This window comes from Bradyrhizobium sp. 164 (assembly GCF_023073715.1).
Classification (GTDB): Bacteria; Pseudomonadota; Alphaproteobacteria; order Rhizobiales; family Xanthobacteraceae; genus Bradyrhizobium.
Genome location: NZ_JADPKA010000050.1, coordinates 179731 through 204539, shown reverse-complemented (window position 1 = coordinate 204539; position 24809 = coordinate 179731). Strand labels below are relative to the sequence as shown.

Sequence of the window (24809 nt, the reverse complement as noted above, 5' to 3'; positions counted from 1 at the left end):
CAAAGCGCCTCAACACCGGCGAGACCACATTGGCCTCAACTCGCCCCCCTACTCCCACTCAATCGTCCCCGGTGGCTTGCTCGTCACGTCATACACCACCCGGTTCACGCCCTTCACCTCGTTGATGATGCGCGTGGCGGTCTCGCCCAAGAACTTCATGTCGAACTGGTAGAAGTCCGCGGTCATGCCGTCGGTGGAGGTGACGGCGCGCAGGCCGACGACGTAGTCGTAGGTGCGGCCGTCGCCCATGACGCCGACGGTCTTGACGGGGAGCAGCACGGCAAAGGCCTGCCAGATCTCGTCGTAGAGGCCTGCTTTCCGGATCTGATCGATGTAGACGGCGTCGGCCTTGCGCAGGATGTCGAGCTTGTCTTTGGTGATTTCGCCGGGGCAGCGGATGGCGAGGCCCGGGCCCGGGAACGGGTGGCGGCCAACGAAGATTTCGGGAAGGCCGAGCTCGCGGCCCAGCTTACGCACCTCGTCCTTGAACAGCTCGCGCAAGGGCTCGACGAGCTTCATGTTCATGCGCTCGGGCAGGCCACCGACATTGTGGTGCGACTTGATTGTCACCGAGGGGCCGCCAGTGAAGGAGACGCTCTCGATCACGTCAGGATAGAGCGTGCCCTGCGCGAGGAAGTCGGCGCCGCCGATCTTCTTGGCCTCCTCTTCAAACACCTCGATGAAGAGGCGGCCGATGGTCTTGCGCTTCGTTTCCGGATCGGTGACGCCTTCGAGCTCGCCGAGGAACTGCTTCGAGGCATCCACGTGCACGAGCGGGATGTTGTAATGGTGGCGGAACAGGTCGACCACGGTCTTGGCTTCGTCGAGGCGCAAAAGGCCATGATCGACGAAGACGCAGGTGAGCTGGTCGCCGATCGCCTCGTGAATCAGCACGGCCGCGACGGCTGAATCGACGCCGCCGGAAAGGCCGCAGATCACCTTGCCTTTGCCGACCTGCTGGCGGATTTTTTGGATCTCCTCCTCGCGGAAGGCGCGCATGGTCCAGTCGCCGGAAAGGCCGGCGATCCTACGCACGAAGTTGCGGATCAGTTTCGCGCCGTCGGGCGTGTGCACCACTTCCGGGTGGAACATCAGGCCGTAATATTTGCGCGTCTCGTCCTGGATGATGGCGAACGGCGCGTTCGGCGAGGTGCCGGCCACCGAGAAGCCCGGCGGCATCCTGGTGATCCGGTCGCCATGGCTCATCCAGACCTGATTCTTGCCGCCTGGTGACCAGACGTCCTCGAACAGCTTGCTCGGCGCCTTCACCTCGACATCGGCGCGGCCGAATTCGCGGTGATGGCCGCCCTCGACCTCGCCGCCGAGTTGGGCTGCCATGGTCATCTGGCCGTAGCAGATGCCCATCACCGGCACGCCGGAATCGAAGATCGCTTGCGGGACGCGGGGCGAGCCGGCCTCGTGCACCGACTCTGGCCCGCCGGAGAGGATCACCGCCTTCGGTTTCATCTCGTTGAAGGCGGCTTCGGCCTTGTTGAACGGGACGATCTCGCAATAGACGCCGTCCTCGCGCACGCGGCGCGCGATCAGCTGCGTCACCTGGCTGCCGAAGTCGACGATAAGAATCTTGTCGTGCGCCGAGGCCACCGAGGGCGTCGACGTGGAGCGGTCGTTTTGTGCTGCTGTCATGGCCAGCAGATACGCGACACGGGAGCCGCCCGCAACCGCGCGAGCGCGCGCCCCACATCCTTCTTTGGGCATGGACAAAGCCATATAGGTAAGTAATATTGACCTATTGTGCCCTCCTCTCAAACATGGGCCGAACAGGGAGAACGCCATGTCTCAGCATCATCAGCCAACAACGCTCGCCGCACTCGGTCGCAGCTGGATCGAGGCCTGGAATGCGCGCGACCTCGAACGCGTGCTCACGCTCTATGACGAGGCGGCCGTGATGACGTCGGACCGCATCCCCGTGATGGGGTTCGATGCCAGCGGCACCGTGCGCGGCAAGGACGCGCTTCGCGCCTATTGGGGCAAGGCGCTGGGGCTTTTGCCGAACCTGCATTTCTCGCTGATCGATGTGTTCGTCAGCCCGGACAGCGTGGTCGTGTTCTACGAGAACGAGCGGGGGAAGCGGATCTGCGAATATCTGCGGGTGAACGCCGAAGGGCTGATCGTGCAGGGGTCGGCCAATCATTTGGCGGCCTAGGCCCCGGTTCGGAAGGCCGCGCCGCCCTCGCTGTCATTCCCCGCGAAAGCGGGCAATCCAGTACGCCGCGGCTTCTCGGCTCGATCGTTGCCGCCCCTGGAATACTGGATCGCCCGCCCCAGTGCGCAAGTGCGCACAAGGCTGGCGATGACAGTGTGAATGAGGAAGGGTTCGTGACTCCCACACGCGGTGACGGAGACCGCGGTGTGCGCTAACAACACTGCCGACACCGATAGGACTGCGCCATGAAACTTCCGGCATCCCCGTTCACCGTGACCGACTGGAGCCAAGTCGAACCCAGCACGCATCCCGGCGAGACCGGCGAGGCCAAGTGGCGGACGCTCAATATCGGCGAACTCCGGGTGCGGATGGTGGAGTATTCGCCGGGCTATCTCGCCGATCATTGGTGCGATCGCGGTCACGTGCTCTACGTGCTGAAGGGCGAGCTCGACTCGGAGCTGCGCGACGGGCGCAAGTTCAAGCTGACGGCGGGGATGAGCTACCAGGTCTCGGATTTCGGCGACGCCGCGCACCGGTCCTCGACGGCGGTGGGTGCGACGCTCTTCATCGTCGATTGAGAGGCGCGAGGGCGGCAAATTTGCACCGCAAAATAGCAAACGCGCGCGACATGCCGAGCCACGGGTGGTGCCTTGAACTGGCCCCAAATTCTCGCTATATTGTGATCATCGATACTTGGCCGAACGACTGGGCCGCTTCGCTTCGTTGCTGACGGGCGCGCACGCTTCAGATGAATTCTCCAAACATCGACTCATCAGGGACTATGGGCGCAATGCTGCGTACCGGTCTGCGTGCGTATCCTCTCTAACTAACTAAAGGACATTCCCATGGCTATGGGCACCGTGAAGTGGTTCAACACCCAAAAGGGTTATGGTTTCATTCAGCCGGACGACGGCCAAAAGGACGTATTCGTGCACATCAGCGCCGTCGAGCGCGCTGGCCTCTCCTCCCTCAACGAGGGTCAGAAGGTCTCGTTCGACATCGTCGCCGACCGCCGCAGCGGCAAGTCCTCGGCTGACAATCTCCGCGTCGGCTAACGCCCGCGCAAGGCGCTTCTGACCACGGACGTACCGGTCAGAAGCGGTTAGCGAATACAGGCCCCGCGACCGGATTCGGTTCGTGGGGCTTTTATTTTGGGCGCCGCTGGCGCGGTCAGCCCGATTTCCTCAGCACCGACACGAAGAACCCGTCCGTCCCGGTCCGCCGCGGCGTCATCAGCCAGCCTTCATCCGATTGCAGTGCGGCCTCGCCAAACGCCTCCGCCTTGTCCCAGAGCACGCTCGCGGTCTGCTCGGGCGGGACGACCGTGAACTCGGAATGGCGGCCAGTGAACGCCCTCACCTGCTCACCGTTCTCTTCCGGCAGCACCGAGCAGGTGATGTAGGCGATGCGGCCCCCCGGCTTCACCAGCGGAACCGCGCGCTCCAGCACCTCGGCCTGGTCGCGCAGGCGAATCTCCAGGGCGCCCGGCCGCATGCGCCATTTGGCGTCGGGGTTGCGGCGCCAGGTGCCGGTTCCCGTGCAGGGCGCGTCGATGACGACGAGATCGGCGGTGCTGCGGATGTCGGCAAGCGGATCGGCGTCGCCCTTGGGCGTGCGGACATCGGCATTGTGGACGCCGGCGCGCGATAGCCGCTCGTGGATCGGGGCGAGCTGGCGCTTGTCACGGTCGGTGGCGATCAGCCGGCCCTTGCCCTGCATCAGGGCGGCGAGCGCCAGCGTCTTGCCGCCGGCGCCGGCGCAGAGGTCGATCACCTGCTCGCCGGGTTTTGCCGCAGTGAACTGGGCTGCAAGCTGCGATCCCTCATCCTGCACCTCAATGGCGCCCTTGATGAAATCCTCCTCGGCCTGGATGCCCGGGTTGCGCGCGTCGGCCGAAAGCTCGATGCGAAGGCCGGTTGCGGACCAAGGCGTCGGTTTTGCATGAAGATGAGCAAGTGCACGCAGCACCTTGTCCCGATTGGATTTTAGCGTGTTGACGCGCAGGTCGAGCGGGGCCCGGCTCGCCATCGCCGCGGCCTCGGCGGCACGGTCCTCGCCGAATACTTTTGCAAGGTGGGCATCGAGCCAGTCTGGATAGTCGCCGGCCACGGCGGCGGGGGCGTCCTTGAGGGAACGCGAGGCGAGCGCGGCCTGCTCGGCTTCCGTCAACGGCTCTGGCGCAAACCGGCTGCCATCGAACATCGCGGCCATGGTGGCCGTGTCCATGTTGCGCTCGAGGCGGAGCATGCCGATCAGCCGCGCCCGCGCGGTATCGGCATCCATCAGGTACGCGCTCGAGGCGTAACGGCGCAGCACGTCCCAGACCAGGCCGGCGATGGCGGCGCGGTCGCCGGAACCGGCGAAGCGGTGCGCGGTGCCCCACTCCTTCAGCGCCTTGGCCGCAGGCACGCGGTCCTTCTCGATGGTGTCGATCAATTCGATGGCTGCGGACAGCCGGGCAGCGGGCGTCATTTCAAATCTTTCAAAAAGATTGGCGCACAGGCGCCTAGATCAGCAAGAGCAGCTTCAGCGCGAAATAGATCCACATCGCCAACAGCACCAGCGCGCCGGCAAGCCAGACCGTGGAGCGCCGGCCGAGATCGTTGGAGGAGACGAAAACGCCGGCATGGGCAAAGCGCGTCACCACGAACACCCAGGACATCAGCACGATGAAGAGATCGGCACGGCGCAGCGGCAATGCCAGTGCGATCAGGACGTAGAACAGCACCGGCAGTTCGAACTGGTTGCGGTAGCAATTGGCGATTTGTGTGGCGCCCTTCGGCCAGTTCGGCTCGCCGAGTGCAATGTCGCGGATCTTGGTCTCGCCCGAAACCAGCGTCTTGCGGCGCGCGACGACCATGCCGATCAAGAGCGCGAAGGTGAGAGCGACCTGCACGAAGACCGGCAGCAGGACCATCTGAACAGACATCGGAACTTTCCCGGAAGGCGAAATGCCGCCGACCGTCATTAGCTGCGAGTTTTGGCGCTGACAATGAACGACTTGAACCCGTGTTCCCGCTCTCGCGATCAAATGTCGATCGTTAAGGCGATTTCGGTGCCCGCGGGCCGCCAGGCGAGAGGCCGCATCGCCTCGCCGCTCCGCCGGCGCCGTCGCCCCGCAGGACGGCTACACGATCCGCTATCGCGTGCTTTAAACTTTGTTCGTTGCGACGCATGCCCGCACCGTCATGGTTCCGACGCGTGAGAACCGGTATGATGAACGCATGTCCGAATTTCGCCTCACGCAGATTTCCGACACCCATCTCGGCCGGCGCTTTCCCGGCCTGATCGCCAACTTCCACCGCGTCAGCGAGCACATCGACGCCATCAGGCCCGACCTCGTCGTCAATACCGGCGATGTCTCGTTCGACGGTCCGACCGGCGTGGACGATGTCGCATTCGCGAAAAGCCTGCACGATGCCCTGCCCGTCGCCTGCCGCTATCTCCCCGGCAATCACGACATCGGCGACAATCCAACCATGATTGGACCGGCGCCGAAGCCGCCGGTCAGCGAGGCGCACCGCCGGCAATTCTGCGACATCATCGGCGAGGACCATTGGGCGTTCGAGGCTGCCGGCTGGTGCTTCATCGGCCTCAATTCACTTGTCATGAATTCAGGGCTCGCCTTGGAGGCCGAACAATTCGAATGGCTGGCCCGCGAGATCGCGCGCACCACTGGAAAGCCGGTCGCGCTGTTCCTGCACAAGCCGCTGTTTCTCAACCTGCCGGAAGATCCCGAAACGCCGGAAACCGCGATCCGCTATGTGCCGCAGCCGGCCCGGGCGCGACTGATCGAGATGTTTGAGCGCGTCGATCTCCGCCTCATCGCCAGCGGTCATGTGCACCAGCGGCGCGACTTCACCCATCGTCACACCCGCCATGTCTGGGCGCCGTCGGCCGGCTTCGTCATCAACGATGCGCGACAGGACCGGATCGCGATCAAGGAAGTCGGCCTCGTCGAGTATCGTTTCCAGCCCGATAGTTTTGAGGTCCGCCACGTCAGGGCCGCGGGCCAGGTCGATGTCGACATCGAGGAGCTCCTCGCCCAGATGGGCGACGAGCACTAATGCGTGCTTGACGGCTCAGGCGACGAGGTCCTGCTGGATCGCGGCCAGCAAGGATTGCAGCGCCTCGCTGTTGACCGTCTTGGCCGTGGGATCCTTGGCAGGCTGGACCCTGGCCGGCCGGGCGGCTTTGACCGGACGCTTCGGGAATGGCGGCGGCAGCGCCGGCAGCGCTGGACGAATGAAATCGCCCTCCTCGTCGACATGCACGAATTTGCCATGGATGACGTCGTCGCGCCGGCCCATGACGAACATGGTCGCCCAATAGCCGGCTGCCAGCACGATTACGCAGAAAATACCAATCTCTAACATCGCAGCACCTAAAATATGCGCGATGATTCAATGCCTTCACCTCGGGGTCAATGAACACCGGTCACACCTGCGGCTTTTGCCGCCAGGTGTGACCATTTGGTGACTCTTTCTTAACCATACCCGCCGGCGTGTGGCCCCGGCGCAGCTAGACCTTGTCCGGTCCGACCCGCACCAGCTGCTTGCCGAAATTGGCGCCCTTCAAGAGGCCCATGAAGGCGCCGGGCGCGCTCTCCAGGCCCTCGGTGACGAACTCCTTGTATTTCACCTTGCCCTCGCGGACCCAGGCCGACATGTCGCGCAGGAAATCGCCATGGCGCGCGGCGAAGTCGGAGACGATGAAGCCGCGGAAGGTCAGGCGCTTGGTCAGGGTCGCGCGCATCAAGGATGCGGCCCATTTTGGCGGCTTGGCCTCGGTGTCGTTGTAATGCGCGATCAGGCCGCAGACCGGCACGCGCGCGAAGGGGTTGAGCAGCGGGAACACCGCCTCGAACACCGCGCCGCCGACATTCTCGAAATAGACGTCGATGCCCTTCGGGCAGGCGTCCTTGAGCTTGGCCGCGAGATCGGGGCTGCGGTGATCGATGCAGGCATCGAAGCCGAGCTCCTTGACGACGTAATCACACTTGTCCTTGCCGCCGGCGATGCCGACCGCGCGCGCGCCCTTGATCTTCGCGATCTGGCCGACGGCCGAGCCGACCGCACCTGAGGCGCCGGCGACGACGACGGTCTCGCCGGGTTGCGGCTTGCCGATGTCGAGCAGGCCCGTATAGGCGGTCATGCCGGGCATGCCGAGCACGCCGATCGACGTCGAGATCGGGCCGAGCTTGGGATCGACCTTGATCAATCCTTTGCCGTTCGAGATTGCGTGGGTCTGCCAGCCGGAGCGGATGCGCACGATATTGCCTACCGCGAAATCCGGATTGTTGGACGCCGCGACCTCGCTGACCGCCTCGCCTTCCATCACGCCGCCGATCGGCACCGGTGCGGCGTAGGATGGCCCCTCGCTCATGCGCCCGCGCATATAGGGATCAAGCGACAGCCAGATCGTGCGCAGCAGGACCTCGCCTGCCGCAGGCGTCGGCACCGCGAAATCCTCCAGACGAAAATCAGACGGCTTGGGTTCGCCGACGGGACGCGCGGCGAGAACGATGCGTTTGCCTTGGGACATGATGGCTTCCTCCGGAGTTTCTTCGTTGCGAGCGAAGCGGAGGGAGCGAGGCGCGTCAATACAAAAGCAGTGGAGGGATGGTCGGGGAGGCATGCGCCGTTCTCGTGTCCCGGACGCGCTGCAGCGCTCTTGCCCTGCTGCGCAGAGCTGGGACCCACGCAGCACGGATGATTGCCCAGTATGGAAGAACACTGGGCCCCGGCTCTGCAGCGCACCGCTGAAAGAGCGCTGCGCTGCATCCGGGGCACGAGAGCGAAAACGACTAACCCCCGCCCGGATAGTTCGGTGCTTCGCGCGTAATGGTGACGTCGTGGACGTGGCTTTCGCGCAGGCCCGCGCCGGTGATGCGGACGAACTGGGCCTTCTGGTGCAGCTCCTTCATGTCGCGCGCACCGACATAGCCCATCGCGGCGCGCAAGCCGCCGGCGAGCTGGTGCATGACGTTACCGACCGGGCCTTTGTAGGGTACCTGGCCCTCGATGCCCTCAGGCACGAGCTTGAGCGCGTCCTTGATGTCCTGCTGGAAGTAGCGATCGGCCGAGCCGCGCGCCATCGCGCCGACCGAGCCCATGCCGCGATAGGCCTTGTAGGAGCGGCCCTGCCACAAAAACACTTCGCCCGGCGTCTCGTCGGTGCCGGCGAGCAGCGAGCCGACCATGGCGATGTCGGCGCCGGCGGCAAGCGCCTTGGCGAGATCGCCGGAGAACTTGATGCCACCGTCGGCGATCACCGGAATGTCGGACTTCTTCGCAGCTTCCACCGCATCCATGATCGCGGTGAGCTGCGGCACGCCGACGCCGGCGACGATGCGCGTGGTGCAGATCGAGCCCGGGCCGATGCCGACCTTGATGCAATCCGCACCCGCGTCGATCAGTGCCTGCGCGCCTTCGGTGGTGGCAACGTTGCCGGCAACGACCTGCACGGAATTGGAGAGACGCTTGATGCGGTTGACGGCGTGCAGCACGTGGCGGGAATGGCCGTGCGCGGTGTCGACGACGACGAGGTCGACGCCGGCATCGATCAGGCGCTCGGTGCGCTCGAAGCCGGTGTCGCCGACAGTGGTGGCAGCAGCAACACGCAGGCGGCCCTGCGCATCCTTGCAGGCGAGCGGATGGGCCACCGCCTTTTCCATGTCCTTTACGGTGATGAGCCCGACGCAGCGATATTGCTCGTCGACCACGAGCAGCTTCTCGATGCGATGCTGGTGCAGCATCCGCCGCGCCTCGTCCTGGCTGACATTCTCGCGCACCGTGACGAGATTTTCGTGCGTCATCAGCTCGGAGATTTTCTGCTGCCGGTTGGTCGCAAACCGCACGTCGCGGTTGGTGAGAATGCCGACCAGCTTGCCCGGCGTGGACTTGCCGGCGCCGGTGACGACGGGAATGCCGGAGATGCCGTGATCGCTCATCAGCTTGAGTGCGTCGTCGAGCGTCGCCTCGGGGCTGATGGTGAGCGGGTTCACCACCATACCCGACTCGTAGCGCTTGACCTGCCGCACCTGGGCAGCCTGCCCGTCGGGATCGAAATTGCGATGGATGACGCCGAGGCCGCCGGCCTGCGCCATGGCGATCGCCATCCGCGCCTCCGTGACGGTGTCCATGGCGGAGGCCATGATCGGGATGTTGAGCGGAATGGCGCGGGTGACGCGGGAACGGATGTCGACCTCGCCCGGCATGACGTCCGACAGGCCCGGCTTCAACAGCACGTCGTCGAACGTGAAGGCTTCGCGAATGCCTTGAAGTTGCACCGTGGCCATCTGCCAACTCCTTCCTGCGGCCCTGCCGCAAATAGCTATGGATGAGCGCCGCCCTCGGCGTGCCTTGCGGCATCGCCGGAGAATCGGAGCCCATCGGTGGGGTTGACGCGGGTCGATAGCACGGCCGCGTGACGAATCAAAGCAATTCGGACCGCCGGCCAGCCATGCACAGGCTTTTTGGGCAGATTCAGCGGGGATAGCCTGTGCGCGCCCCCACCCACCGTCATTCCGGGCTGGCGCCAGAAGGGGACCGGCAATGACGAGGGAGCGCGACTCCCCGGGGTGCAACCGTTGAAGCGGGTCACACCGTTACGCGGGATTTAGGTGCTATGCGTTGTTGCGCAATGGTCCCGGCCTGACGGGGGTGATAAGCCGCAAGTCCACTCTTCCTTCCGATTTTCATTACCAATCCGTCATGGTCGACAAGCAACGCGTCATTCCGCTGATCGTGGCCACTGCTCTCTTCATGGAGAACATGGACTCGACGGTGATCGCCACCTCGCTGCCGGCGATCGCGGCCGACATCGGCACCAGTCCCCTGACGCTGAAGCTCGCGATCACCTCCTATCTGCTGTCGCTGGCAGTGTTCATCCCGGCGAGCGGTTGGACCGCCGACCGCTTCGGCGCGCGCATGGTGTTCGCGATCGCGGTCGGCGTGTTCATGGTCGGCTCGGTCGGCTGCGCGCTCTCGACCTCGGTCACCGATTTCGTGTTCGCGCGCATCCTGCAAGGAATGGGCGGGGCCATGATGACGCCGGTCGGGCGTCTCGTGCTGCTGCGTTCGGTCGACAAGAGCGCGCTGGTCAACGCGATGGCCTGGGTGACGGTCCCTGCCCTGATCGGCCCGGTGATCGGCCCGCCGCTCGGCGGCTTCATCACCACCTACGCCTCCTGGCACTGGATCTTCCTGATCAACATCCCGATCGGGCTGCTCGGCATCTTCATGGCGCTGCGCTTCATCGATCCCATCAAGAGCGAGACTCAGGAACCATTCGACCTCTACGGCATGATGCTGGCGGGCATCGGACTGGCCGGCATCGCGTTTGGTCTCTCCGTCGCCGGGCTCAACCTGCTGCCCTGGAGCACGGTTGCCGCGCTGGTGGTGGGCGGCGCGATCTCGATGGCGCTCTACGTCATCCACGCAAGGCGGACGGGATCGCCGGTGCTGGATTTTTCGCTGCTGAAGCTGCCGACGCTACGCGCGGCCGTGCTCGGCGGCTTCATGTTCCGGCTCGGCATCGGCGCGCTGCCCTTCCTGCTGCCGCTCCTGATGCAGATCGGCTTCGGCCTGTCGCCGTTCCACTCCGGCCTCGTCACCTTCGCCTCCTCGCTCGGCGCCATGGGCATGAAGACGCTGGCGGCGCGCATCATCCGCGCCTTTGGCTTCCGCAATCTGATGACGGTGAACGCGATCATCAGCGCATTCTTCCTCGGCGTCTGCGCGCTGTTCACGGTGACGACGCCGCTGCTCATCATCATGGTGATCCTGGTGGTCGGCGGCTTCTTCCGCTCGCTGGAGTTCACCGCCATCAACACGGTCGCCTATGCCGATGTCGAGACCGCCCAGATGAGCCGGGCCACCACGCTGGTCAGCGTCAACCAGCAGCTCGCGGTCTCTGCCGGCGTCGCCGTCGGCGCGGCCTGTGTCGAGACGACCATGTGGTTCAGTCATGTCAGCGAGCTCAACGCCACCGTGTTCGCGCCGGCCTTTGTCGTGGTCGCGCTGACCTCGGCGGCCTCGAGCTGGTTCTTCTGGCAGATGCCCGCTGACGCCGGTCACGAGATCTCCGGCCGCAAGGCGGCGGAGATCGCAAGCCGCAAAGGTGCCGGCAAGGGCGCAGAGAAGGCAGCGCTCAAGGCGGCGAGCGAGGATACCCAGGACGTGCGGGATCAGCGGCTGGGGTGAGTTCCTTCGGTCATTCCGGGGCGATGCGTAGCATCGAGCCCGGAATCTCCGGAATTTATTGTGCCGCGGAGCGCGAGGAGAAATGGATTCCCGGCTCGCCTCTTCGAGGCGCCCCGGAATGACAGCGCTTGTGGTTACGCCTTCGCCTCGCCCCGAAACCCCGTCGCCAGCACGTAGCGTTCCGAGGAATCCTGGCGGCTCGCGGCCGGCTTGACGTGACGCACGGCGGTGAAATCGCGCTTGAGCTGGGCGAGCAGATCGGCGTCGGCACCGCTCTGGAAGGTCTTTGCCAGGAAACTGCCGCCGGGCTTGAGCACGTCGCAGGCAAAGGCCGCCGCGGTCTCGACGAGACCGACGATGCGGAGCTGGTCGGTCTTGCGGTGGCCGGTGGTGTTGGCCGCCATGTCGGACATCACGACGTCGGCGCCGCCGCCCAGCATCGCGGTGAGCTTCTCGGGGGCGTCATTGTCCATGAAGTCGAGCTGCGCGAAATCGACGCCCGGGATCTCCGGCATCTCCAGCAGGTCGATCGCAACGACCTTGCCCTTGCCTTCCGCGGAGCCGACGCGCTTGGCCGCGATCTGGCTCCAGCCGCCGGGCGCGGCGCCGAGATCGACCACGGCCAGGCCTGGCTTGAGAAGACGGAACTTGTCGTCGATCTCCAAGAGCTTGAACGCCGCGCGCGAGCGATAGCCCGCCGCCTTGGCTTTCGCGACATAGGGATCGTTGAGCTGCCGCTCCAGCCACAGCTTCGACGAGAGCTTGCGCTTGCCGCCGGTCTTGACCTTGGTCTTGACTTGGACGTGCAAGCGGCCGGTGGTGTCCTTGGCCATCTCACCAGCTCCTGAGAGCGCCGTCCTCGCGCATCATCTCGACCAGCATGCCTTCGCGCAGGCCCCGATCGGCGACGCGGAGACGCGGCAGCGGAAAGGCGCGCCTAATAGCATCGAGGATGGCGCAGCCGGCGAGCACGAGATCGGCACGCTCGATGCTGATGCAGCTGTTGCCGGCACGCTCCTCGTAGCTCATACCGAGCAGCTTGTTGATGGTCGCGGTGATGTCGGAATCGTTCATCCAGATGCTGTCGATGCGACGGCGGTCGTAGCGCGCGAGGTTGAGATGGATGCCGGCGAGCGTGGTTACCGTGCCCGAGGTGCCCAGCAGATGCATGTCGGCGAGATCGCCGCCATGCTCTTCCGCAAACGGCGCGACGTAACTCGCAACCTCCTGCTCCATCGCGGCATAGATCTCCGAGGTCACGTCGCGGCCGCCGAACTGCTCGGCGAGCGTGACGACGCCAAGCGGGATCGACATCCAGGCTTTTATGCGCGGCTGGGGATTTTGCGGATCGCGCTCGATCCGCACCAGTTCGGTCGAGCCGCCGCCGATGTCGAACAGGATCGCGCCGCGTCCCCTGGGGTCCACCAGCGGCGAACAGCCGAGCACGGCGAGCGCCGCTTCGGTCTCGCGATCGATCACCTCCAGCTCGATGCCGGTCTCGGCCGCGACACGGCTGCGGAAACCTTCCGCATTCGAGGCTGCGCGGCAGGCTTCGGTCGCGATCAGGCGCAGCCGCCGCGCCTTGCGCAAATTGATCTTGTCGCGGCAGATGCTGAGCGCCGCGATGGCGCGCTCGATCGCCGCCTCGCTGATGCATCCCGTTGCCGAGACGCCCTCGCCGAGCCGGATGATGCGCGAGAAGGAATCGACTACGCGAAAGCCGTCCTGGGTCGGACAGGCGATCAGGAGCCGGCAATTGTTGGTGCCGAGGTCCAGCGCCGCATAGACGCCGGTTCCCGGCGCCTGCGCGCCGACGGCCGGTACAGTGGCCAACGCCACCGCCGCCATCGACCCCTCCAGCTCACCGTGCAGCCCAAGGCCGTCGCGGAGCCGCGTGTGGTCATTCATACAAACTGTCTTTCCGCGACCCATCGGGCCGATCTGGAATTGCTTTTCGCCTGAAACATTAGCAGCGCAGCAGGTCTGCGCAACATCGCATCACATGGGACCATGCCCATTCGTGCGTTGTCGTGAACGGGGCCGTGGGTTATTTCAGTGAGGTCCGGTCTCCCGCTGCCGCGAAAATGCGCAAATACCGGCTTTTCAGGTCAACTCGATGCAAGAACACACCAAATCGTCCGCGCTCGAAAACGCCATTGCACTGCAAAAATATGGCGTCGGGCAGCCCGTCCGACGTAAGGAGGACGACACGCTGGTGCGCGGCAAAGGCCGCTATACCGATGATTTCAACCTGCCCGGCCAGGCCTATGCCGTTGTCGTCCGTTCCACCCATGCCCATGGCATCATCCGCGGCATCGACATTGATGCCGCCAAGGCGATGCCGGGCGTGCTGGGGGTATGGACCGGCACGGATCTCGATGCAGCCGGCTACGGCCCCTTCACCTGCGGCCTGCCGCTGAAGAGCCGCGACGGCTCGCCCCTGCTTCAGACCAACCGTCAGCCGCTGGCGACCGACAAGGTCCGCTTCGTCGGCGATCCCGTCGCCTTCGTGGTGGCAGAGACGCTGGCCCAGGCGCGCGATGCGGCCGAGGCCGTCGAGGTCGACATCGAGCCGCTGCCGGCAGTGACGGACCCCGAGGAGGCGGCCAAGCCCGGCGCGCCGCAGCTCTACGACCATATCCCGAACAACGTCGCGCTCGACTACCACTATGGCGACATGGAGAAGGTCAACGCGGCGTTTGCCAGCGCCGCCCATGTCACCAAGCTCGATATAGAGAATACCCGCGTCGCGGTGGTTTCGATGGAGCCGCGCGTGGGGCTTGCCTCCTACGACAAGAAGACCGAGCGCTACACGCTTCAGGTGCCGACGCAGGGTGTCGCCGGCAACCGGGCCAATCTCGCCAAGAACCTGAAAGTGCCGAACGAGAAGGTACGCATCCTCACCGCCAATGTCGGCGGCTCCTTCGGCATGAAGAACATCAACTATCCCGAGTACATGTGCATCCTGTACGCGGCGAAGGCGCTGGAGCGGCCGGTGAAATGGCTGGACGAGCGCTCCACCAGCTTTCTCTCCGACAGCCACGGCCGTGCACAAAAGATCCATGCGGAGCTCGCGCTCGATGCCGAGGGGCATTTCCTCGCGGCCAAGCTCTCCGGCTACGGCAATCTCGGCGCCTACATCACTGGCGTTGCGCCGGGGCCGCTCTCGCTCAACACCGGCAAGAATTTTTCCAGCGTCTATCGCACGCCGCTCATGGCGGTCGACATCAAGACGGTTTTGACCAACACCACGCTGATGGGCGCCTATCGCGGCGCCGGTCGGCCCGAGGCGAACTATTACATGGAGCGGCTGATCGACCGCGCCGCCGACGAGATGGGCATCAACCGACTGACCTTGCGCAAGCGCAACTTCATCAAGCCGGACCAGATGCCGTTCGCGGCCTCCTCCGGCGTCACCTATGACAGCGGCGACTTCCAGGCCGTGTTCAACAAGGCACTCGAAATCTCCGACCACGAGAATTTCGCGAAGCGCAAGAAGGAAAGCAAAAAGGCCGGCAAGCTGCGCGGCATCGCGGTCGGCTCCTATCTGGAGGTCACGGCCCCGCCGAGCCCCGAGCTCGGCAAGATCGTGTTCGACCCTGACGGCACCGTGCAGCTCATCACCGGCACGCTCGATTACGGCCAGGGCCACGCGACGCCGTTTGCGCAAGTTTTGAGCGAGCAGCTCGGGGTGCCCTTCGAGCGCGTCAAGCTCGTCCAGGGCGACAGCGACATCGTGCACGCTGGCAACGGCACCGGCGGTTCGCGCTCGATCACCGCCAGCGGCATGGCGATCGTGGGCGCCGCCAAGCTCGTGATCGAAAAGGGCAAGCGCGCCGCCGCGCACATGCTGGAGGCATCCGAGGCAGACATCGAGTTCGAAGGCGGCCGCTTCACCATCGCTGGCACCGATCGCAGCATCGACATCATGGAGCTGGCGCAGCGCCTGCATGGTGGCAAGGTGCCGGAGGGCGTGCCTGACAGCCTCGACGTCGACCACACCAGCGAGCCGGTGCCGTCGGCCTTCCCGAACGGCTGCCACGTCGCCGAGGTCGAGATCGATCCGGAGACCGGCGTGGTGCAGATCGTGCGCTACAGCGCGGTCAACGATTTCGGCACGGTGATCAATCCGATGCTGGTCGCAGGCCAGCTCCATGGCGGCATCGTCCAGGGCATCGGCCAGGCGCTGATGGAGCAGATCCGCTACGACGACAGCGGCCAGCCGATCACGGGCTCGCTGATGGACTACGCGCTGCCGCGCGCCGAGGATGTGCCGAACATGACGGTCGGCGATCATCCGGTGCCGGCCACGACCAATCCGCTCGGCAGCAAGGGCTGCGGTGAAGCCGGCTGCGCCGGCAGCCTGTCGACGGTGGTCAACGCGGTGCTTGACGCGCTTTCAGAGTACGGCATCAAGCACATCGACATGCCGCTCACGCCGGAGCGGGTGTGGCGGGCGATCCAAGAGGCGAAGGCCAAGGCGGCGTAAGGGCCGCGCTTCTTCGATCGTCATGGCCGGGCTTGACGCCGTCCTTAAATCTCACCTCGTCATTCCGGGGCGGTCCGCAGGACCGAACCCGGAATCTCGAGATTCCGGGTTCGATGCTTCGCATCGCCCCGGAATGACGGTGTCGGTAATTACGCCGCCGCCTGCTCGCGTGGCTGATAGATCGCGGTGTGCTGGCAGTGCGCCAGCGGCGTGGTGCCGTTGGCGACAACCAGCGCGTCGAGCTCGACGAAGCGGTGGCCCTTCTTCTCGTAATTCGCGGTGACTCTTGCCCGCGCGCTGATCTCGTCGCCAGCGCGCGCGGCCGCCAGCAATTGCATACGGCTACCGACGTGAATCCACGGCCCCAGAATGGTGTTGTCGACCAGCACGCGGTTCATGACGCGCTGGATCAGGCCGGGATGGCCGAGCCCCTCGCATGCGAAGATCGGATCGGTCTCCCTGATGTCGGCGAGATAGTCGGCCGCATCCTGTCCAGCCCAGCGACGCGGAATCGTGCCCAGCCATTTCCCCGTTTCGAACGTCGCCGGACTGACTGGCGCGCGCTCGGCAACAACAGGCACCTCGACATAATCGCTCAGCGAAATCGCCGGCGCCGCCGCTGGCAACGTGGCCGTGCCGGTCGCACAAAGCTCGGTGCGACTGAACACCTCGATCGTCAGTAGGCCGTTGTGCTCGGTGGCATCGACATCGGCGGTCTCGCCGTCATAGACCGGCTTGATGAAGCGCGCCTCGACCAGTCCGCGGGTGAGGAAGTCGCGGCCCCAGCGGGCAATCGGCACGTGCATCATGTAGGCGAAGACATCGACGCCCGGCACCAGCCCGCCGGAAAAGCCGAAACGGCGCGCCACCGTGTCGTCGTGCATCTTGTTCTCGGACTGCTTTGCAGTGTTGTAGGCTTCGACGCGATAGGTTTCGAGCCGGTCCGGCATGGCTGGCGTTCCCCGTTCTTGTTGTTTCGGAGCTGATCGTAGAGCCCAGGGAACACCGGTCAATCCCCTCGCCTTTGCGGCCCGAATGGGGTACCACGCGGCCAATGACTGACACCCCCACCCGCATCTATGTCGATGCCGACGCCTGTCCGGTGAAGGACGAGATCTACCGCGTCGCGCTCCGCCACGGCGTGCCCGTGAGCGTGGTTGCCGGGAATCTCATCCGCGTGCCCCAAGAGCCCCTGATCCAGCGCATCGCCGCCGGTCCGGGCATGGACGCGGCCGACGACTGGATCGCGGAGCGCGCCAAGCCCGGCGATGTTGTCGTGACATCAGACATTCCGCTGGCCAGCCGCTGCGTCAAGGCGGGTGCCGACGTGATCGCACCGAACGGCAAGCCGTTCACGGAGGAATCCATCGGCATGACGCTGGCGGTGCGCAACCTCATGACGGATCTGCGTTCGGCCGGCGAAGTCACCGGCGGCCCGCGCTCGTTCGCGCCGCGCGACCGTTCCGCATTCCTCTCGGCGCTCGACCAGACGCTGCGCCGGATTCAGCGCCGCCGCGCTGATGCGGCCGCAACCAGTCAGAGCTGACCATGGCGCCGCCGCTGATCCAACTGAAAGACATCAGGCTGACGTTTGGCGGCACCCCGCTTTTGAGCGGCGTCGAGCTCAATGTCGCGCCAAGCGAGCGCGTCTGCCTGATCGGCCGTAACGGATCCGGCAAGTCGACGCTGCTCAGAATCGCGGCCGGCCTGGTCGAACCCGACGGCGGCACGCGCTTCGTGCAGCCTGGCGCCACCGTGCGCTATCTGCCGCAGGAGCCGGATTTCGGCGAGCACAAGACCACGCACGCCTATGTCGAGGCAGGCCTCGCGCCTGGCGACGACCTGCACCAGGCGCGTTATCTCTTGGAGCAGCTCGGTCTCACCGGCGAGGAGAACCCGCATAACCTCTCCGGCGGCGAGGCCCGTCGTGCCGCGCTCGCCCGCGTGCTGGCGCCCTCGCCCGACATCTTGCTGCTGGACGAGCCGACCAACCATCTCGATCTCTCCACCATCGAGTGGCTGGAAAAGGAGCTGGACAGCCGGCGCAGTGCGCTGGTGCTGATCAGCCACGACCGCCGCTTCCTCACCAACCTGTCGCGCTCCACCGCCTGGCTCGACCGCGGCAAGATCAAACAGATCGACCGCGGCTTTGCCTCGTTCGAAGCTTGGCGCGACGAGGTGCTGGCGGAGGAAGAGCGCGACCAGCACAAGCTCGACCGCAAGATCGTCGACGAGGAGCACTGGCTGCGCCACGGCGTCTCCGGCCGGCGCAAGCGCAACGTCAAGCGCCTCGCCAATCTGCATGCGCTGCGCGACCAGCGTCGCAATTATCGCGGCAGCGCCGGCAGCGCCAATCTGGCAGCCGCGGAGGCCGAGCAGTCCGGCAAGCTGGTGATCGAGGCCAAAGGCATCACCAAGACCTATGGCGAGCGGAAGATCGTCGAAAACTTCTCCACCCGTATTCAGCGCGGCGATCGGCTCGGCATCATCGGGCCGAACGGCGCCGGCAAGACCACCCTGGTCAATCTGCTCACCGGCGGCACGCAGCCGGATTCCGGCATTGTGCGGCTCGGGGCCAATCTCGAGATGGCAACGCTTGACCAGCACCGTGAAAGCCTCGATCCGAAGTCGACGCTGGCTGAAGCGCTGACCGGTGGCCGCGGCGATCACATCATGGTCGGCGGCAAGCCGAAGCATGTCGTCGGCTACATGAAGGACTTTCTGTTCGCACAGGAACAGCGCGGCACGCCCCTTGAGGTGCTCTCCGGCGGCGAGCGTGGCCGGCTGATGCTGGCCCGCGCGCTGGCAAAGCCCTCGAACCTCCTGGTGCTGGACGAGCCGACCAACGATCTCGATCTCGACACTCTCGACGTGCTCGAGGAGATGCTCGGCGATTACGAGGGCACGGTGATCCTGATCAGCCATGACCGCGATTTTCTCGATCGCGTCGTCACCTCCGTGATCGCGCCCGAGGGTAACGGCAAATGGATCGAATATGCCGGCGGCTACAGCGACATGCTGGCGCAGCGCGGCGCGGACTTGAAGCGTGACACGGCAAAGGCGCAAGCCTCGGCGGAGAAGAAAGAGGAGCGGCCAGCTGCTCCCGCCGCCACGCCAAAGCGGCGCCTGAGCTTCAACGAGAAGCACGCGCTGGAAACGCTGCCGAAGAAGATGGAAGCGTTGCAGGCCGATATCGCCAAGCTGCAACGCGTGCTCGACGATCCCAACCTCTACACCAAGGATCGTAAGAAGTTCGACGACACCTCCGCCGCCATCGCCAGGGCGCATGAAGAATTGTCTGCTGCCGAAGAGCGCTGGCTCGAACTTGAAATGCTCCGCGAAGAGATTGAACAGGCATAGCGCGTATTCCGCAAAAGTGGGCACCGGTTTTGCGATTGGAATACGCGCCAACTAAAGGACATCCATGACCACCCCCCTCGCCGCAAAAATCGCCCGCGAATACGGCACGCCCTGCGCCGTCATCGACATGGACAGGGTCGAGCGCAACATCGCGCGCATCCAGAAGGCCTGCGATGATGCCGGCATCGCCAATCGTCCCCACATCAAGACACACAAGAACCCGACGATTGCAAAAATGCAGGTTGCGGCCGGTGCCAAGGGGATCACCTGCCAGAAGCTCGGCGAAGCCGAGATCATGGCCAATGCGGGCATCGACGATATCCTGATCAGCTACAATCTCCTGGGCGAAGAGAAGATGGCGCGGCTCGGCGCGCTCCAGGCGAAGGCCAACATGACCGTGGCCGCCGACAATTCGACCGTCGTCGCAGGGCTCCCCAAGGCAGCCGCCGCATCAGGCCGCCCGCTCTCGGTCGTGGTCGAATGCGACACGGGCCGCAAGCGCGCCGGTGTCGAGATGCCGGCCGAAGCAATCGCTTTGGCGCGGGAGATCGCCGCGTCCAAAGGACTGCAGTTCGCCGGCTTCCTGATGTATCCGACCGAGACCGGCTGGGCGGACGCGCAAAAATTCTACGACGAGGCGCTAGCCGGCGTGCGCGCGCACGGGCTGGACGCGAAGATCGTCTCGACCGGGGGCACGCCGAACCTGAAGAACCTCGGCAAGCTCAAGGGCGGCACCGAGCACCGCTTCGGCACCTATATCTACAACGACCGCATGCAGGTCGCCGCCGGCGTCGCCAGTTGGGACGACTGCGCACTGCACATCTATTCGACAGTGGTGAGCCGCGCCGCGCCCGAGCGCGGCATTCTCGATGCCGGTTCGAAGACGCTGACCACGGACACCGGCGGCCTCGATGGTCACGGCCTGATCCTGGAGCATCCCGAAGCGAAGATCGCGCGCTTTGCCGAGGAGCACGGCTTCCTCGACCTCTCCCGCAGCAACACGCGGCCCAACGTCGGCGACGTCGTCCGCATCGTGCCGAACCATGTCTGCGTCGTCGTCAACATGATGGATGAGGTCGTGATGGTGCGCGGCGAGGAGATCATCGGCACACTGCCGGTCGCGGCGCGGGGAAAGCTGCGCTAACGCCCGATCAGGGCCTGGAGCTCTCTGTCCAGCTCGTCGCGGAAGAGCTTGATCGGCCGCTTCAGACGCCCGGCGGGCGCGCGATGGATCATCCATGCGCGCACGGCGGGTTTGAAGTCGCGCGCAGCGACGGCCTTGAGCTTGTCACGAAACGCGCTGTGCTTCAGTGCGATCGGAGTGACCAGCCCGATGCCGAGGCCGCGCGACACCAGCGACAGGCGCAGTTCGCTGTCCAACGCCTCTACCGCGATATTGAACGGAAGATGCGCGGCATCGAACTTTCGTTTCAGCGTATCGCGAAACCCGCAACCGTCCTGGTTGATCACCCAGGATAGCTGCGACAGTCGTTCCAGGTCGACGATGCGCGGAATCTTCATGTCGCGCGCGACGACAAACACAACCGGCTGCGCCCCGAGATCATCCGCAACGAGATCGGCAGGCGGCACGGCTCCGTCAGGCAGACAGATCGCGGCGGCATCGAGTTCATTGCGACAGACACGTTCGAGCTGGTTTGGCGACCAACCTGAGACGACACGCACGGCAAGTACGGGAAATTCGGCGCGCACAGCATCGAGCGGTCCGGTCAACCCTGCCTCCGAGAGGAACGGCGTCAGACCGAGCCTGAACTCGCCGCGCACCATGCCGTCATCGGCAACGCCCGACTTGAGGTCGTCCAGCATCCTGAGCAGGCGCCGGCCCCGCTCATAGGCCTCGTGGCCCGCCGCCGTCGGTTTCAGCGGCTTCGACAGCCGATCCAGGAGCTGTGCCCCCAGCATCTCCTCGAGATTCTGGATGCGACGCGTCACGCCGGGCTGCGTGAGATTGAGACGTGCCGAGGCCGCGACGATCGATCCGGTCTCGACCACCGCGACGAAGGCGACAAGGTCATGGGTGTTCATGAGCAACTCGCATATTCTTTATAGTCTTATTTGAATTGTAGCATATTGATGCTTCCGTTTAAAGGGTCCCGCACCAGAGCTGCGAGGATCCATGACTATTTCCGAAGTAACCAAGCCGGGGTCTCGAGGGCAACTCGCCGAGCGGCCCCTGATCTGGCTCGGCGCCGTCACCGCCGGTGTCGTCGTCACGGATCTGTTCGCGCCGCAGATCCTGCTCGGACTGATTGGCCGGTCACTGTCCATGACTGCGTGGCAGGCCGGCCTGATCAGCACGCTGACATTGCTCGGCTATGCGCTCGGCCTGCTGCTGCTCGTGCCTCTGGTCGATCTCGTCGAGAACCGGCGACTCATCCTGCGGACGCTCGGCTGCGCCATCCTCGCCGCGCTCGCAATGGCACTTGCGCCGACGCCCTCGCTCCTGCTGCTCGCCACCTTCATCCTCGGCGCGTCCTGCGCGGCGATCCAGATGATGGTTCCGCTGGTCGCATCCATGGTGCCGCCGGACCGTCGCGGTCAGGCCATCGGCGAAGTGATGGGTGGATTGATGGTCGGTATCCTCTTGTCACGGCCCGCGGCGAGCCTGATCGCGGATCTCTGGAGCTGGCGCGCCTATTACGTCGTCTCGGCCGCGCTGATGGCGCTGCTTTCCGGTGCACTTGGCCGCTATCTTCCAACGCTTCAAACGACAGCACACGCGAGCTACGGCGAATTGCTCCTATCCTTTCCAAGGCTGCTGCGGGAAGAGCCCGTGCTGCGGGTGCGCGCCTGGACCGCATCGCTTGTCATGGCTTCCTTCACCGCGTTCTGGTCGGCAGTCGCACTGCGGCTGCCCGATGCTCCATTCGGCCTCGACGCCAAGGGAATTGCTGTGTTCGCGCTGATTGGCGTGGCTGGCGCGGCGGCAACACCGATCGCCGGCCGCTGGGGCGACAAAGGCAGGGCGCGGCCGATGTTCCTTGCGGCCCATCTGCTCATCATCGGCTCACTCGCGCTGTGTGCTTGGGCGGGCATGCTGGAATCCCGCATCACCGCACTGCTGGTGTTGAGCCTTGGCACGATCCTGCTCGACGTCGGCATCACCACCGACCAGACGCTCGGCCGCCGCGCCATCAACCTGCTGCGACCGGAAGCGCGCGGCCGACTGAACGGCCTGTTTGTCGCGCTGTTCTTCTTCGGTGGCGGCGTCGGCGCCGCGGCGGCCTCCCTGGCCTGGAGCTATGGCGGCTGGACCCTGGTTTGCGCCGTCGCAGCAAGCTTCGGCGTGTTGGGCCTCCTCACGAATCTCGTCTCTAGGACCGGCACGTTATGATCGGGAAGATCAGGACGACAATTGGGCGAGCCGTTTCAGCACGCCCCTGCCCGCCGCGGCGCCGGTCGCAAACGACGCCTGCAACAGATAGCCGCCGGTCGGCGCCTCCCAGTCCAGCATCTCGCCGGCGGCAAATACGCCGGGCAACTTGCGGATCATGTAATCCGCAGTGAGTTCATCGAATGAGATGCCCCCGGCGCTGGAAATGGCACGCGCAATTGGCGCTACGCCAGTTAGCTTGATCGGCACGGCGTTGATGAGCTCCGCCAATCGCTCGGGCGGCATCGCCGACAGCGACTGGCCCGTGCCGATTGCCACCTCCTGCAGCAACCCGGCGGATACGGGCGAAAGCTGCGCGGCCTTGCGCAGGAAGTTGGAGAGCGACTGTTTGCCGCGCGGGGCAGACAGGCGCTTGACGAGTTCGGCCTCATCAACGTCCGGGCGCAAGGCGACGCGCAGCACCGCCTCGCCGTCCGCAGCGATCGCCTCGCGCAGTTCGGCCGACAACGCGTAGATCGCCCCGCCCTCGATGCCGGCCCGCGTGATGATGGCCTCGCCGCGCAGGCCATGCGGACCGAAGTTGAGCGCAATTCCCTTGAGCGGTTGGCCTTCGAAACGCGTGCGGAACACATCGGACCAGGCGACGGTGAAGCCGCAATTGGCAGGCCGCAGCGGCGATATCGCAATGCCCTTGTCCGCCAGAATTGTCGCCCAGCCGCCGTCTGAGCCGAGCCGCGGCCAGCTTGCGCCGCCGAGTGCCAGCACCGTCGCTTTGGCAGCGATTTCAGCCGTTCCATCGGGTGTTTGGAATTGCAGCCGTCCCCCGTTGTCCCAGCCAGTCCATCGATGGCGAAAGGCGAAGCGGACACCGCGCGCATCCAGGCGCCGCAACCAGGCTCGCAGCAGGGGCGATGCCTTGAATGCCTTCGGAAACACCCGCCCGCTGCTACCGACGAAAGTCGGCTCGCCCAGCGCCTCGCTCCAGGCGCGCAGCGCGTCGGGCGGAAACGCGTCGATGGCACCCTTCAGCTTCGGCGCCGCCGCGCGGTAGCCCGCCATGAACTGCGGCAGCGGCTCGCTATGGGTGAGATTGAGACCGCCGCGGCCGGCCATGAGGAATTTTCGGCCAGCAGACGGCATGGCGTCGTAGACGGTGACGCGCAGGCCTTCCTGTGCCAGCACCTCCGCCGCCATCAGCCCGGCGGGACCGCCGCCGATGACGGCGACCGCTATCAGAGTTTTACCCCCGCCCGCGCCGCGGCCTGCGCGACGTATTTCTGCGTCTGCTCGAACGCACCCGTCAGCGCCTTGGCCTTCGACATGTCGCTGATCTCGGCGAAGTGCGCGGCGACCGCGTCCGGGGTCCATTCGGATTCCGGCAGGTTGATGCCTTCGCTCTCCAAGATCTTGATCACCGCGAAGGAGCCGGCGCCGGCACCCATGATGGTGCGGGTCGGCGCGTCCTCGCTGAGCATGTACTCGACCGCGGGCGTGATCGCGTTGGGCTTCATCAGTTGCAGGGCCTGCGGCGGCAGCAGCTCTTCGGTCATGCGGGTTGCCGCTGTCGGCGAGATAATGTTGACGCGGATGTTGTTCTTGCGGCCCTCTTCCGCGAGCACGTTCATCAGGCCGACCATGCCCGATTTCGCCGCGCCGTAATTGGCCTGTCCGAAATTGCCGTAGAGGCCGGAGGACGACGTCGTCAGCACGATGCGGCCGTAGTTGCGGTCGCGCATGCCGGCCCAGACCGCCTTGCAGCAATAGAAGGTGCCGACGAGATGCACGTCGAGCACCTTCTGGAAGTCGGTCGCCTCCATCTTGCCGAACGACTTGTCGCGCAGGATGCCGGCATTGGCGCACAGGAGATCGACGCTGCCCCACTCCCTGGTGGCGCGCTCGACCATGGCTGTGACCTGCTCGAAATTCGAGACATCGGCGCCGTCGGCCATCGCGGAGCCGCCCGCTTTGCGGATCTCCTCGACCACGGATTCGGCCGGCGACAGCGAGCCGCCGGTGCCGTCGCGCGCGCCGCCGAAGTCGTTGACGACGACCTTGGCGCCGCGGCTGGCCAATCCCAGCGCATGCGCCCGCCCCAGACCATTGCCCGCGCCGGTGACGATGGCGACGCGTCCGTCGAACCTGATTGCCATGAGTAGGAGTCTCTGTTCTTCTTCCCTTCTCCCCTTGTGGGAGAAGGTGGCGCGAAGCGCCGGATGAGGGGTCTCTCTCGGCAAA

The 24809-nt window shown here is 65.2% G+C and carries 22 protein-coding genes; 10 read left to right on the top strand and 12 right to left on the bottom strand.

Annotation, left to right across the window (positions count from 1 at the left end; translation table 11 throughout):
• Window positions 1–48: 48 nt before the first annotated feature.
• Complete coding sequence (guaA, locus tag IVB01_RS18240) at window positions 49–1647, bottom strand: glutamine-hydrolyzing GMP synthase (protein ID WP_247276967.1); 1599 nt, start codon at window positions 1645–1647, stop codon at window positions 49–51.
• Between the two features lie 148 nt (window positions 1648–1795).
• On the opposite strand from guaA, the gene IVB01_RS18235 reads away from it, so the two are divergent.
• The 3 genes from IVB01_RS18235 (at window position 1796) to IVB01_RS18225 (ending at window position 3222) form a co-directional block, all read left to right on the top strand.
• Window positions 1796–2167, top strand: coding sequence for a nuclear transport factor 2 family protein (locus tag IVB01_RS18235; protein ID WP_247276966.1), 372 nt, complete (start codon window positions 1796–1798; stop codon window positions 2165–2167).
• Between the two features lie 245 nt (window positions 2168–2412).
• Window positions 2413–2745 carry a DHCW motif cupin fold protein gene (locus IVB01_RS18230; RefSeq protein WP_247449243.1) on the top strand — a complete coding sequence of 111 codons (333 nt, stop codon included), beginning with the start codon at window positions 2413–2415 and terminating at the stop codon, window positions 2743–2745.
• Window positions 2746–3012: 267 nt separating this feature from the next.
• Window positions 3013–3222, top strand: a complete 210-nt coding sequence (locus tag IVB01_RS18225; RefSeq protein ID WP_008141931.1) for a cold-shock protein — start codon at window positions 3013–3015, stop codon at window positions 3220–3222.
• A 115-nt stretch (window positions 3223–3337) separates the two neighbouring features.
• Here the strand turns inward: IVB01_RS18225 and IVB01_RS18220 are convergent, their stop codons facing one another.
• Both IVB01_RS18220 and IVB01_RS18215 read right to left on the bottom strand, forming a co-directional pair.
• The gene (locus tag IVB01_RS18220; RefSeq protein WP_247276965.1) at window positions 3338–4639 is read right to left on the bottom strand and encodes an RsmB/NOP family class I SAM-dependent RNA methyltransferase; all 1302 of its coding nucleotides are present in this window, start codon (window positions 4637–4639) and stop codon (window positions 3338–3340) included.
• A gap of 34 nt (window positions 4640–4673) precedes the next feature.
• Complete coding sequence (locus tag IVB01_RS18215; RefSeq protein ID WP_247276964.1) at window positions 4674–5096, bottom strand: MAPEG family protein; 423 nt, start codon at window positions 5094–5096, stop codon at window positions 4674–4676.
• Window positions 5097–5391: 295 nt separating this feature from the next.
• Between IVB01_RS18215 and IVB01_RS18210 the strand changes: the two genes are divergently transcribed.
• Window positions 5392–6234 carry a metallophosphoesterase gene (locus IVB01_RS18210; RefSeq protein ID WP_247276963.1) on the top strand — a complete coding sequence of 281 codons (843 nt, stop codon included), beginning with the start codon at window positions 5392–5394 and terminating at the stop codon, window positions 6232–6234.
• Window positions 6235–6249: 15 nt separating this feature from the next.
• Here IVB01_RS18210 and IVB01_RS18205 read toward each other — a convergent pair whose 3' ends face one another.
• The 3 genes from IVB01_RS18205 to guaB form a co-directional block, all read right to left on the bottom strand.
• Complete coding sequence (locus tag IVB01_RS18205; RefSeq protein WP_247494719.1) at window positions 6250–6543, bottom strand: hypothetical protein; 294 nt, start codon at window positions 6541–6543, stop codon at window positions 6250–6252.
• A 145-nt stretch (window positions 6544–6688) separates the two neighbouring features.
• A complete protein-coding gene (locus IVB01_RS18200; protein ID WP_247276961.1) occupies window positions 6689–7711 on the bottom strand; it encodes an NADP-dependent oxidoreductase in 1023 nt (340 codons plus the stop codon).
• A gap of 262 nt (window positions 7712–7973) precedes the next feature.
• Window positions 7974–9467: an IMP dehydrogenase gene (gene guaB / locus IVB01_RS18195; protein ID WP_247276960.1), complete on the bottom strand. Its 1494-nt coding sequence runs from the start codon at window positions 9465–9467 to the stop codon at window positions 7974–7976.
• A gap of 415 nt (window positions 9468–9882) precedes the next feature.
• Between guaB and IVB01_RS18190 the strand changes: the two genes are divergently transcribed.
• Window positions 9883–11373 carry an MFS transporter gene (locus IVB01_RS18190; protein ID WP_247276959.1) on the top strand — a complete coding sequence of 497 codons (1491 nt, stop codon included), beginning with the start codon at window positions 9883–9885 and terminating at the stop codon, window positions 11371–11373.
• Window positions 11374–11507: 134 nt separating this feature from the next.
• On the opposite strand, the gene IVB01_RS18185 is transcribed toward IVB01_RS18190, so the two are convergent.
• Window positions 11508–12206 carry an RlmE family RNA methyltransferase gene (locus IVB01_RS18185; RefSeq protein WP_247276958.1) on the bottom strand — a complete coding sequence of 233 codons (699 nt, stop codon included), beginning with the start codon at window positions 12204–12206 and terminating at the stop codon, window positions 11508–11510.
• 1 nt (window position 12207) lies between these two features.
• Window positions 12208–13281, bottom strand: a complete 1074-nt coding sequence (locus IVB01_RS18180) for a Ppx/GppA phosphatase family protein (protein WP_247276957.1) — start codon at window positions 13279–13281, stop codon at window positions 12208–12210.
• 208 nt (window positions 13282–13489) lie between these two features.
• Here IVB01_RS18180 and IVB01_RS18175 point away from each other — a divergent pair, with 208 nt between their 5' ends.
• Window positions 13490–15862, top strand: a complete 2373-nt coding sequence (locus IVB01_RS18175; protein ID WP_247449236.1) for a xanthine dehydrogenase family protein molybdopterin-binding subunit — start codon at window positions 13490–13492, stop codon at window positions 15860–15862.
• 149 nt (window positions 15863–16011) lie between these two features.
• Here IVB01_RS18175 and IVB01_RS18170 read toward each other — a convergent pair whose 3' ends face one another.
• Window positions 16012–16812, bottom strand: a complete 801-nt coding sequence (locus IVB01_RS18170) for a hypothetical protein (protein ID WP_247276955.1) — start codon at window positions 16810–16812, stop codon at window positions 16012–16014.
• Window positions 16813–16916: 104 nt separating this feature from the next.
• Here IVB01_RS18170 and IVB01_RS18165 point away from each other — a divergent pair, with 104 nt between their 5' ends.
• The 3 genes from IVB01_RS18165 (at window position 16917) to IVB01_RS18155 (ending at window position 20366) form a co-directional block, all read left to right on the top strand.
• A complete protein-coding gene (locus tag IVB01_RS18165; protein ID WP_247276954.1) occupies window positions 16917–17408 on the top strand; it encodes a YaiI/YqxD family protein in 492 nt (163 codons plus the stop codon).
• A gap of 2 nt (window positions 17409–17410) precedes the next feature.
• Window positions 17411–19222: an ATP-binding cassette domain-containing protein gene (locus IVB01_RS18160; RefSeq protein ID WP_247276953.1), complete on the top strand. Its 1812-nt coding sequence runs from the start codon at window positions 17411–17413 to the stop codon at window positions 19220–19222.
• A 64-nt stretch (window positions 19223–19286) separates the two neighbouring features.
• Window positions 19287–20366 carry a D-TA family PLP-dependent enzyme gene (locus IVB01_RS18155; RefSeq protein WP_247276952.1) on the top strand — a complete coding sequence of 360 codons (1080 nt, stop codon included), beginning with the start codon at window positions 19287–19289 and terminating at the stop codon, window positions 20364–20366.
• Here the strand turns inward: IVB01_RS18155 and IVB01_RS18150 are convergent.
• Window positions 20363–21265: a LysR family transcriptional regulator gene (locus tag IVB01_RS18150; protein WP_247276951.1), complete on the bottom strand. Its 903-nt coding sequence runs from the start codon at window positions 21263–21265 to the stop codon at window positions 20363–20365. The two genes, IVB01_RS18155 and IVB01_RS18150, sit on opposite strands and share 4 nt — an antisense overlap.
• 91 nt (window positions 21266–21356) lie before the next feature.
• Between IVB01_RS18150 and IVB01_RS18145 the strand changes: the two genes are divergently transcribed.
• Window positions 21357–22574: an MFS transporter gene (locus IVB01_RS18145; RefSeq protein ID WP_247469455.1), complete on the top strand. Its 1218-nt coding sequence runs from the start codon at window positions 21357–21359 to the stop codon at window positions 22572–22574.
• A 9-nt stretch (window positions 22575–22583) separates the two neighbouring features.
• Here IVB01_RS18145 and IVB01_RS18140 read toward each other — a convergent pair whose 3' ends face one another.
• Together IVB01_RS18140 and IVB01_RS18135 are read right to left on the bottom strand one after the other, a co-directional pair.
• On the bottom strand, window positions 22584–23810 hold the full coding sequence (locus tag IVB01_RS18140; protein WP_256464573.1) for a TIGR03862 family flavoprotein: 1227 nt from the start codon (window positions 23808–23810) through the stop codon (window positions 22584–22586).
• Window positions 23807–24724: an SDR family NAD(P)-dependent oxidoreductase gene (locus IVB01_RS18135; RefSeq protein WP_247276948.1), complete on the bottom strand. Its 918-nt coding sequence runs from the start codon at window positions 24722–24724 to the stop codon at window positions 23807–23809. Before IVB01_RS18135 ends, IVB01_RS18140 begins: the two co-directional genes overlap by 4 nt.
• Window positions 24725–24809: the final 85 nt, after the last annotated feature.

Excerpts from the sequence above, each read along its gene's own strand:
- guaA (WP_247276967.1), bottom strand. The coding sequence starts at position 1,647 with ATGACAGCAGCACAAAACGACCGCTCCACGTCGACGCCCTCGGTGGCC.
- IVB01_RS18235 (WP_247276966.1), top strand. The coding sequence starts at position 1,796 with ATGTCTCAGCATCATCAGCCAACAACGCTCGCCGCACTCGGTCGCAGC.
- IVB01_RS18230 (WP_247449243.1), top strand. The coding sequence starts at position 2,413 with ATGAAACTTCCGGCATCCCCGTTCACCGTGACCGACTGGAGCCAAGTC.
- IVB01_RS18225 (WP_008141931.1), top strand. The coding sequence starts at position 3,013 with ATGGCTATGGGCACCGTGAAGTGGTTCAACACCCAAAAGGGTTATGGT.
- IVB01_RS18220 (WP_247276965.1), bottom strand. The coding sequence starts at position 4,639 with ATGACGCCCGCTGCCCGGCTGTCCGCAGCCATCGAATTGATCGACACC.
- IVB01_RS18215 (WP_247276964.1), bottom strand. The coding sequence starts at position 5,096 with ATGTCTGTTCAGATGGTCCTGCTGCCGGTCTTCGTGCAGGTCGCTCTC.
- IVB01_RS18210 (WP_247276963.1), top strand. The coding sequence starts at position 5,392 with ATGTCCGAATTTCGCCTCACGCAGATTTCCGACACCCATCTCGGCCGG.
- IVB01_RS18205 (WP_247494719.1), bottom strand. The coding sequence starts at position 6,543 with ATGTTAGAGATTGGTATTTTCTGCGTAATCGTGCTGGCAGCCGGCTAT.
- IVB01_RS18200 (WP_247276961.1), bottom strand. The coding sequence starts at position 7,711 with ATGTCCCAAGGCAAACGCATCGTTCTCGCCGCGCGTCCCGTCGGCGAA.
- guaB (WP_247276960.1), bottom strand. The coding sequence starts at position 9,467 with ATGGCCACGGTGCAACTTCAAGGCATTCGCGAAGCCTTCACGTTCGAC.
- IVB01_RS18190 (WP_247276959.1), top strand. The coding sequence starts at position 9,883 with ATGGTCGACAAGCAACGCGTCATTCCGCTGATCGTGGCCACTGCTCTC.
- IVB01_RS18185 (WP_247276958.1), bottom strand. The coding sequence starts at position 12,206 with ATGGCCAAGGACACCACCGGCCGCTTGCACGTCCAAGTCAAGACCAAG.
- IVB01_RS18180 (WP_247276957.1), bottom strand. The coding sequence starts at position 13,281 with ATGAATGACCACACGCGGCTCCGCGACGGCCTTGGGCTGCACGGTGAG.
- IVB01_RS18175 (WP_247449236.1), top strand. The coding sequence starts at position 13,490 with ATGCAAGAACACACCAAATCGTCCGCGCTCGAAAACGCCATTGCACTG.
- IVB01_RS18170 (WP_247276955.1), bottom strand. The coding sequence starts at position 16,812 with ATGCCGGACCGGCTCGAAACCTATCGCGTCGAAGCCTACAACACTGCA.
- IVB01_RS18165 (WP_247276954.1), top strand. The coding sequence starts at position 16,917 with ATGACTGACACCCCCACCCGCATCTATGTCGATGCCGACGCCTGTCCG.
- IVB01_RS18160 (WP_247276953.1), top strand. The coding sequence starts at position 17,411 with ATGGCGCCGCCGCTGATCCAACTGAAAGACATCAGGCTGACGTTTGGC.
- IVB01_RS18155 (WP_247276952.1), top strand. The coding sequence starts at position 19,287 with ATGACCACCCCCCTCGCCGCAAAAATCGCCCGCGAATACGGCACGCCC.
- IVB01_RS18150 (WP_247276951.1), bottom strand. The coding sequence starts at position 21,265 with ATGAACACCCATGACCTTGTCGCCTTCGTCGCGGTGGTCGAGACCGGA.
- IVB01_RS18145 (WP_247469455.1), top strand. The coding sequence starts at position 21,357 with ATGACTATTTCCGAAGTAACCAAGCCGGGGTCTCGAGGGCAACTCGCC.
- IVB01_RS18135 (WP_247276948.1), bottom strand. The coding sequence starts at position 24,724 with ATGGCAATCAGGTTCGACGGACGCGTCGCCATCGTCACCGGCGCGGGC.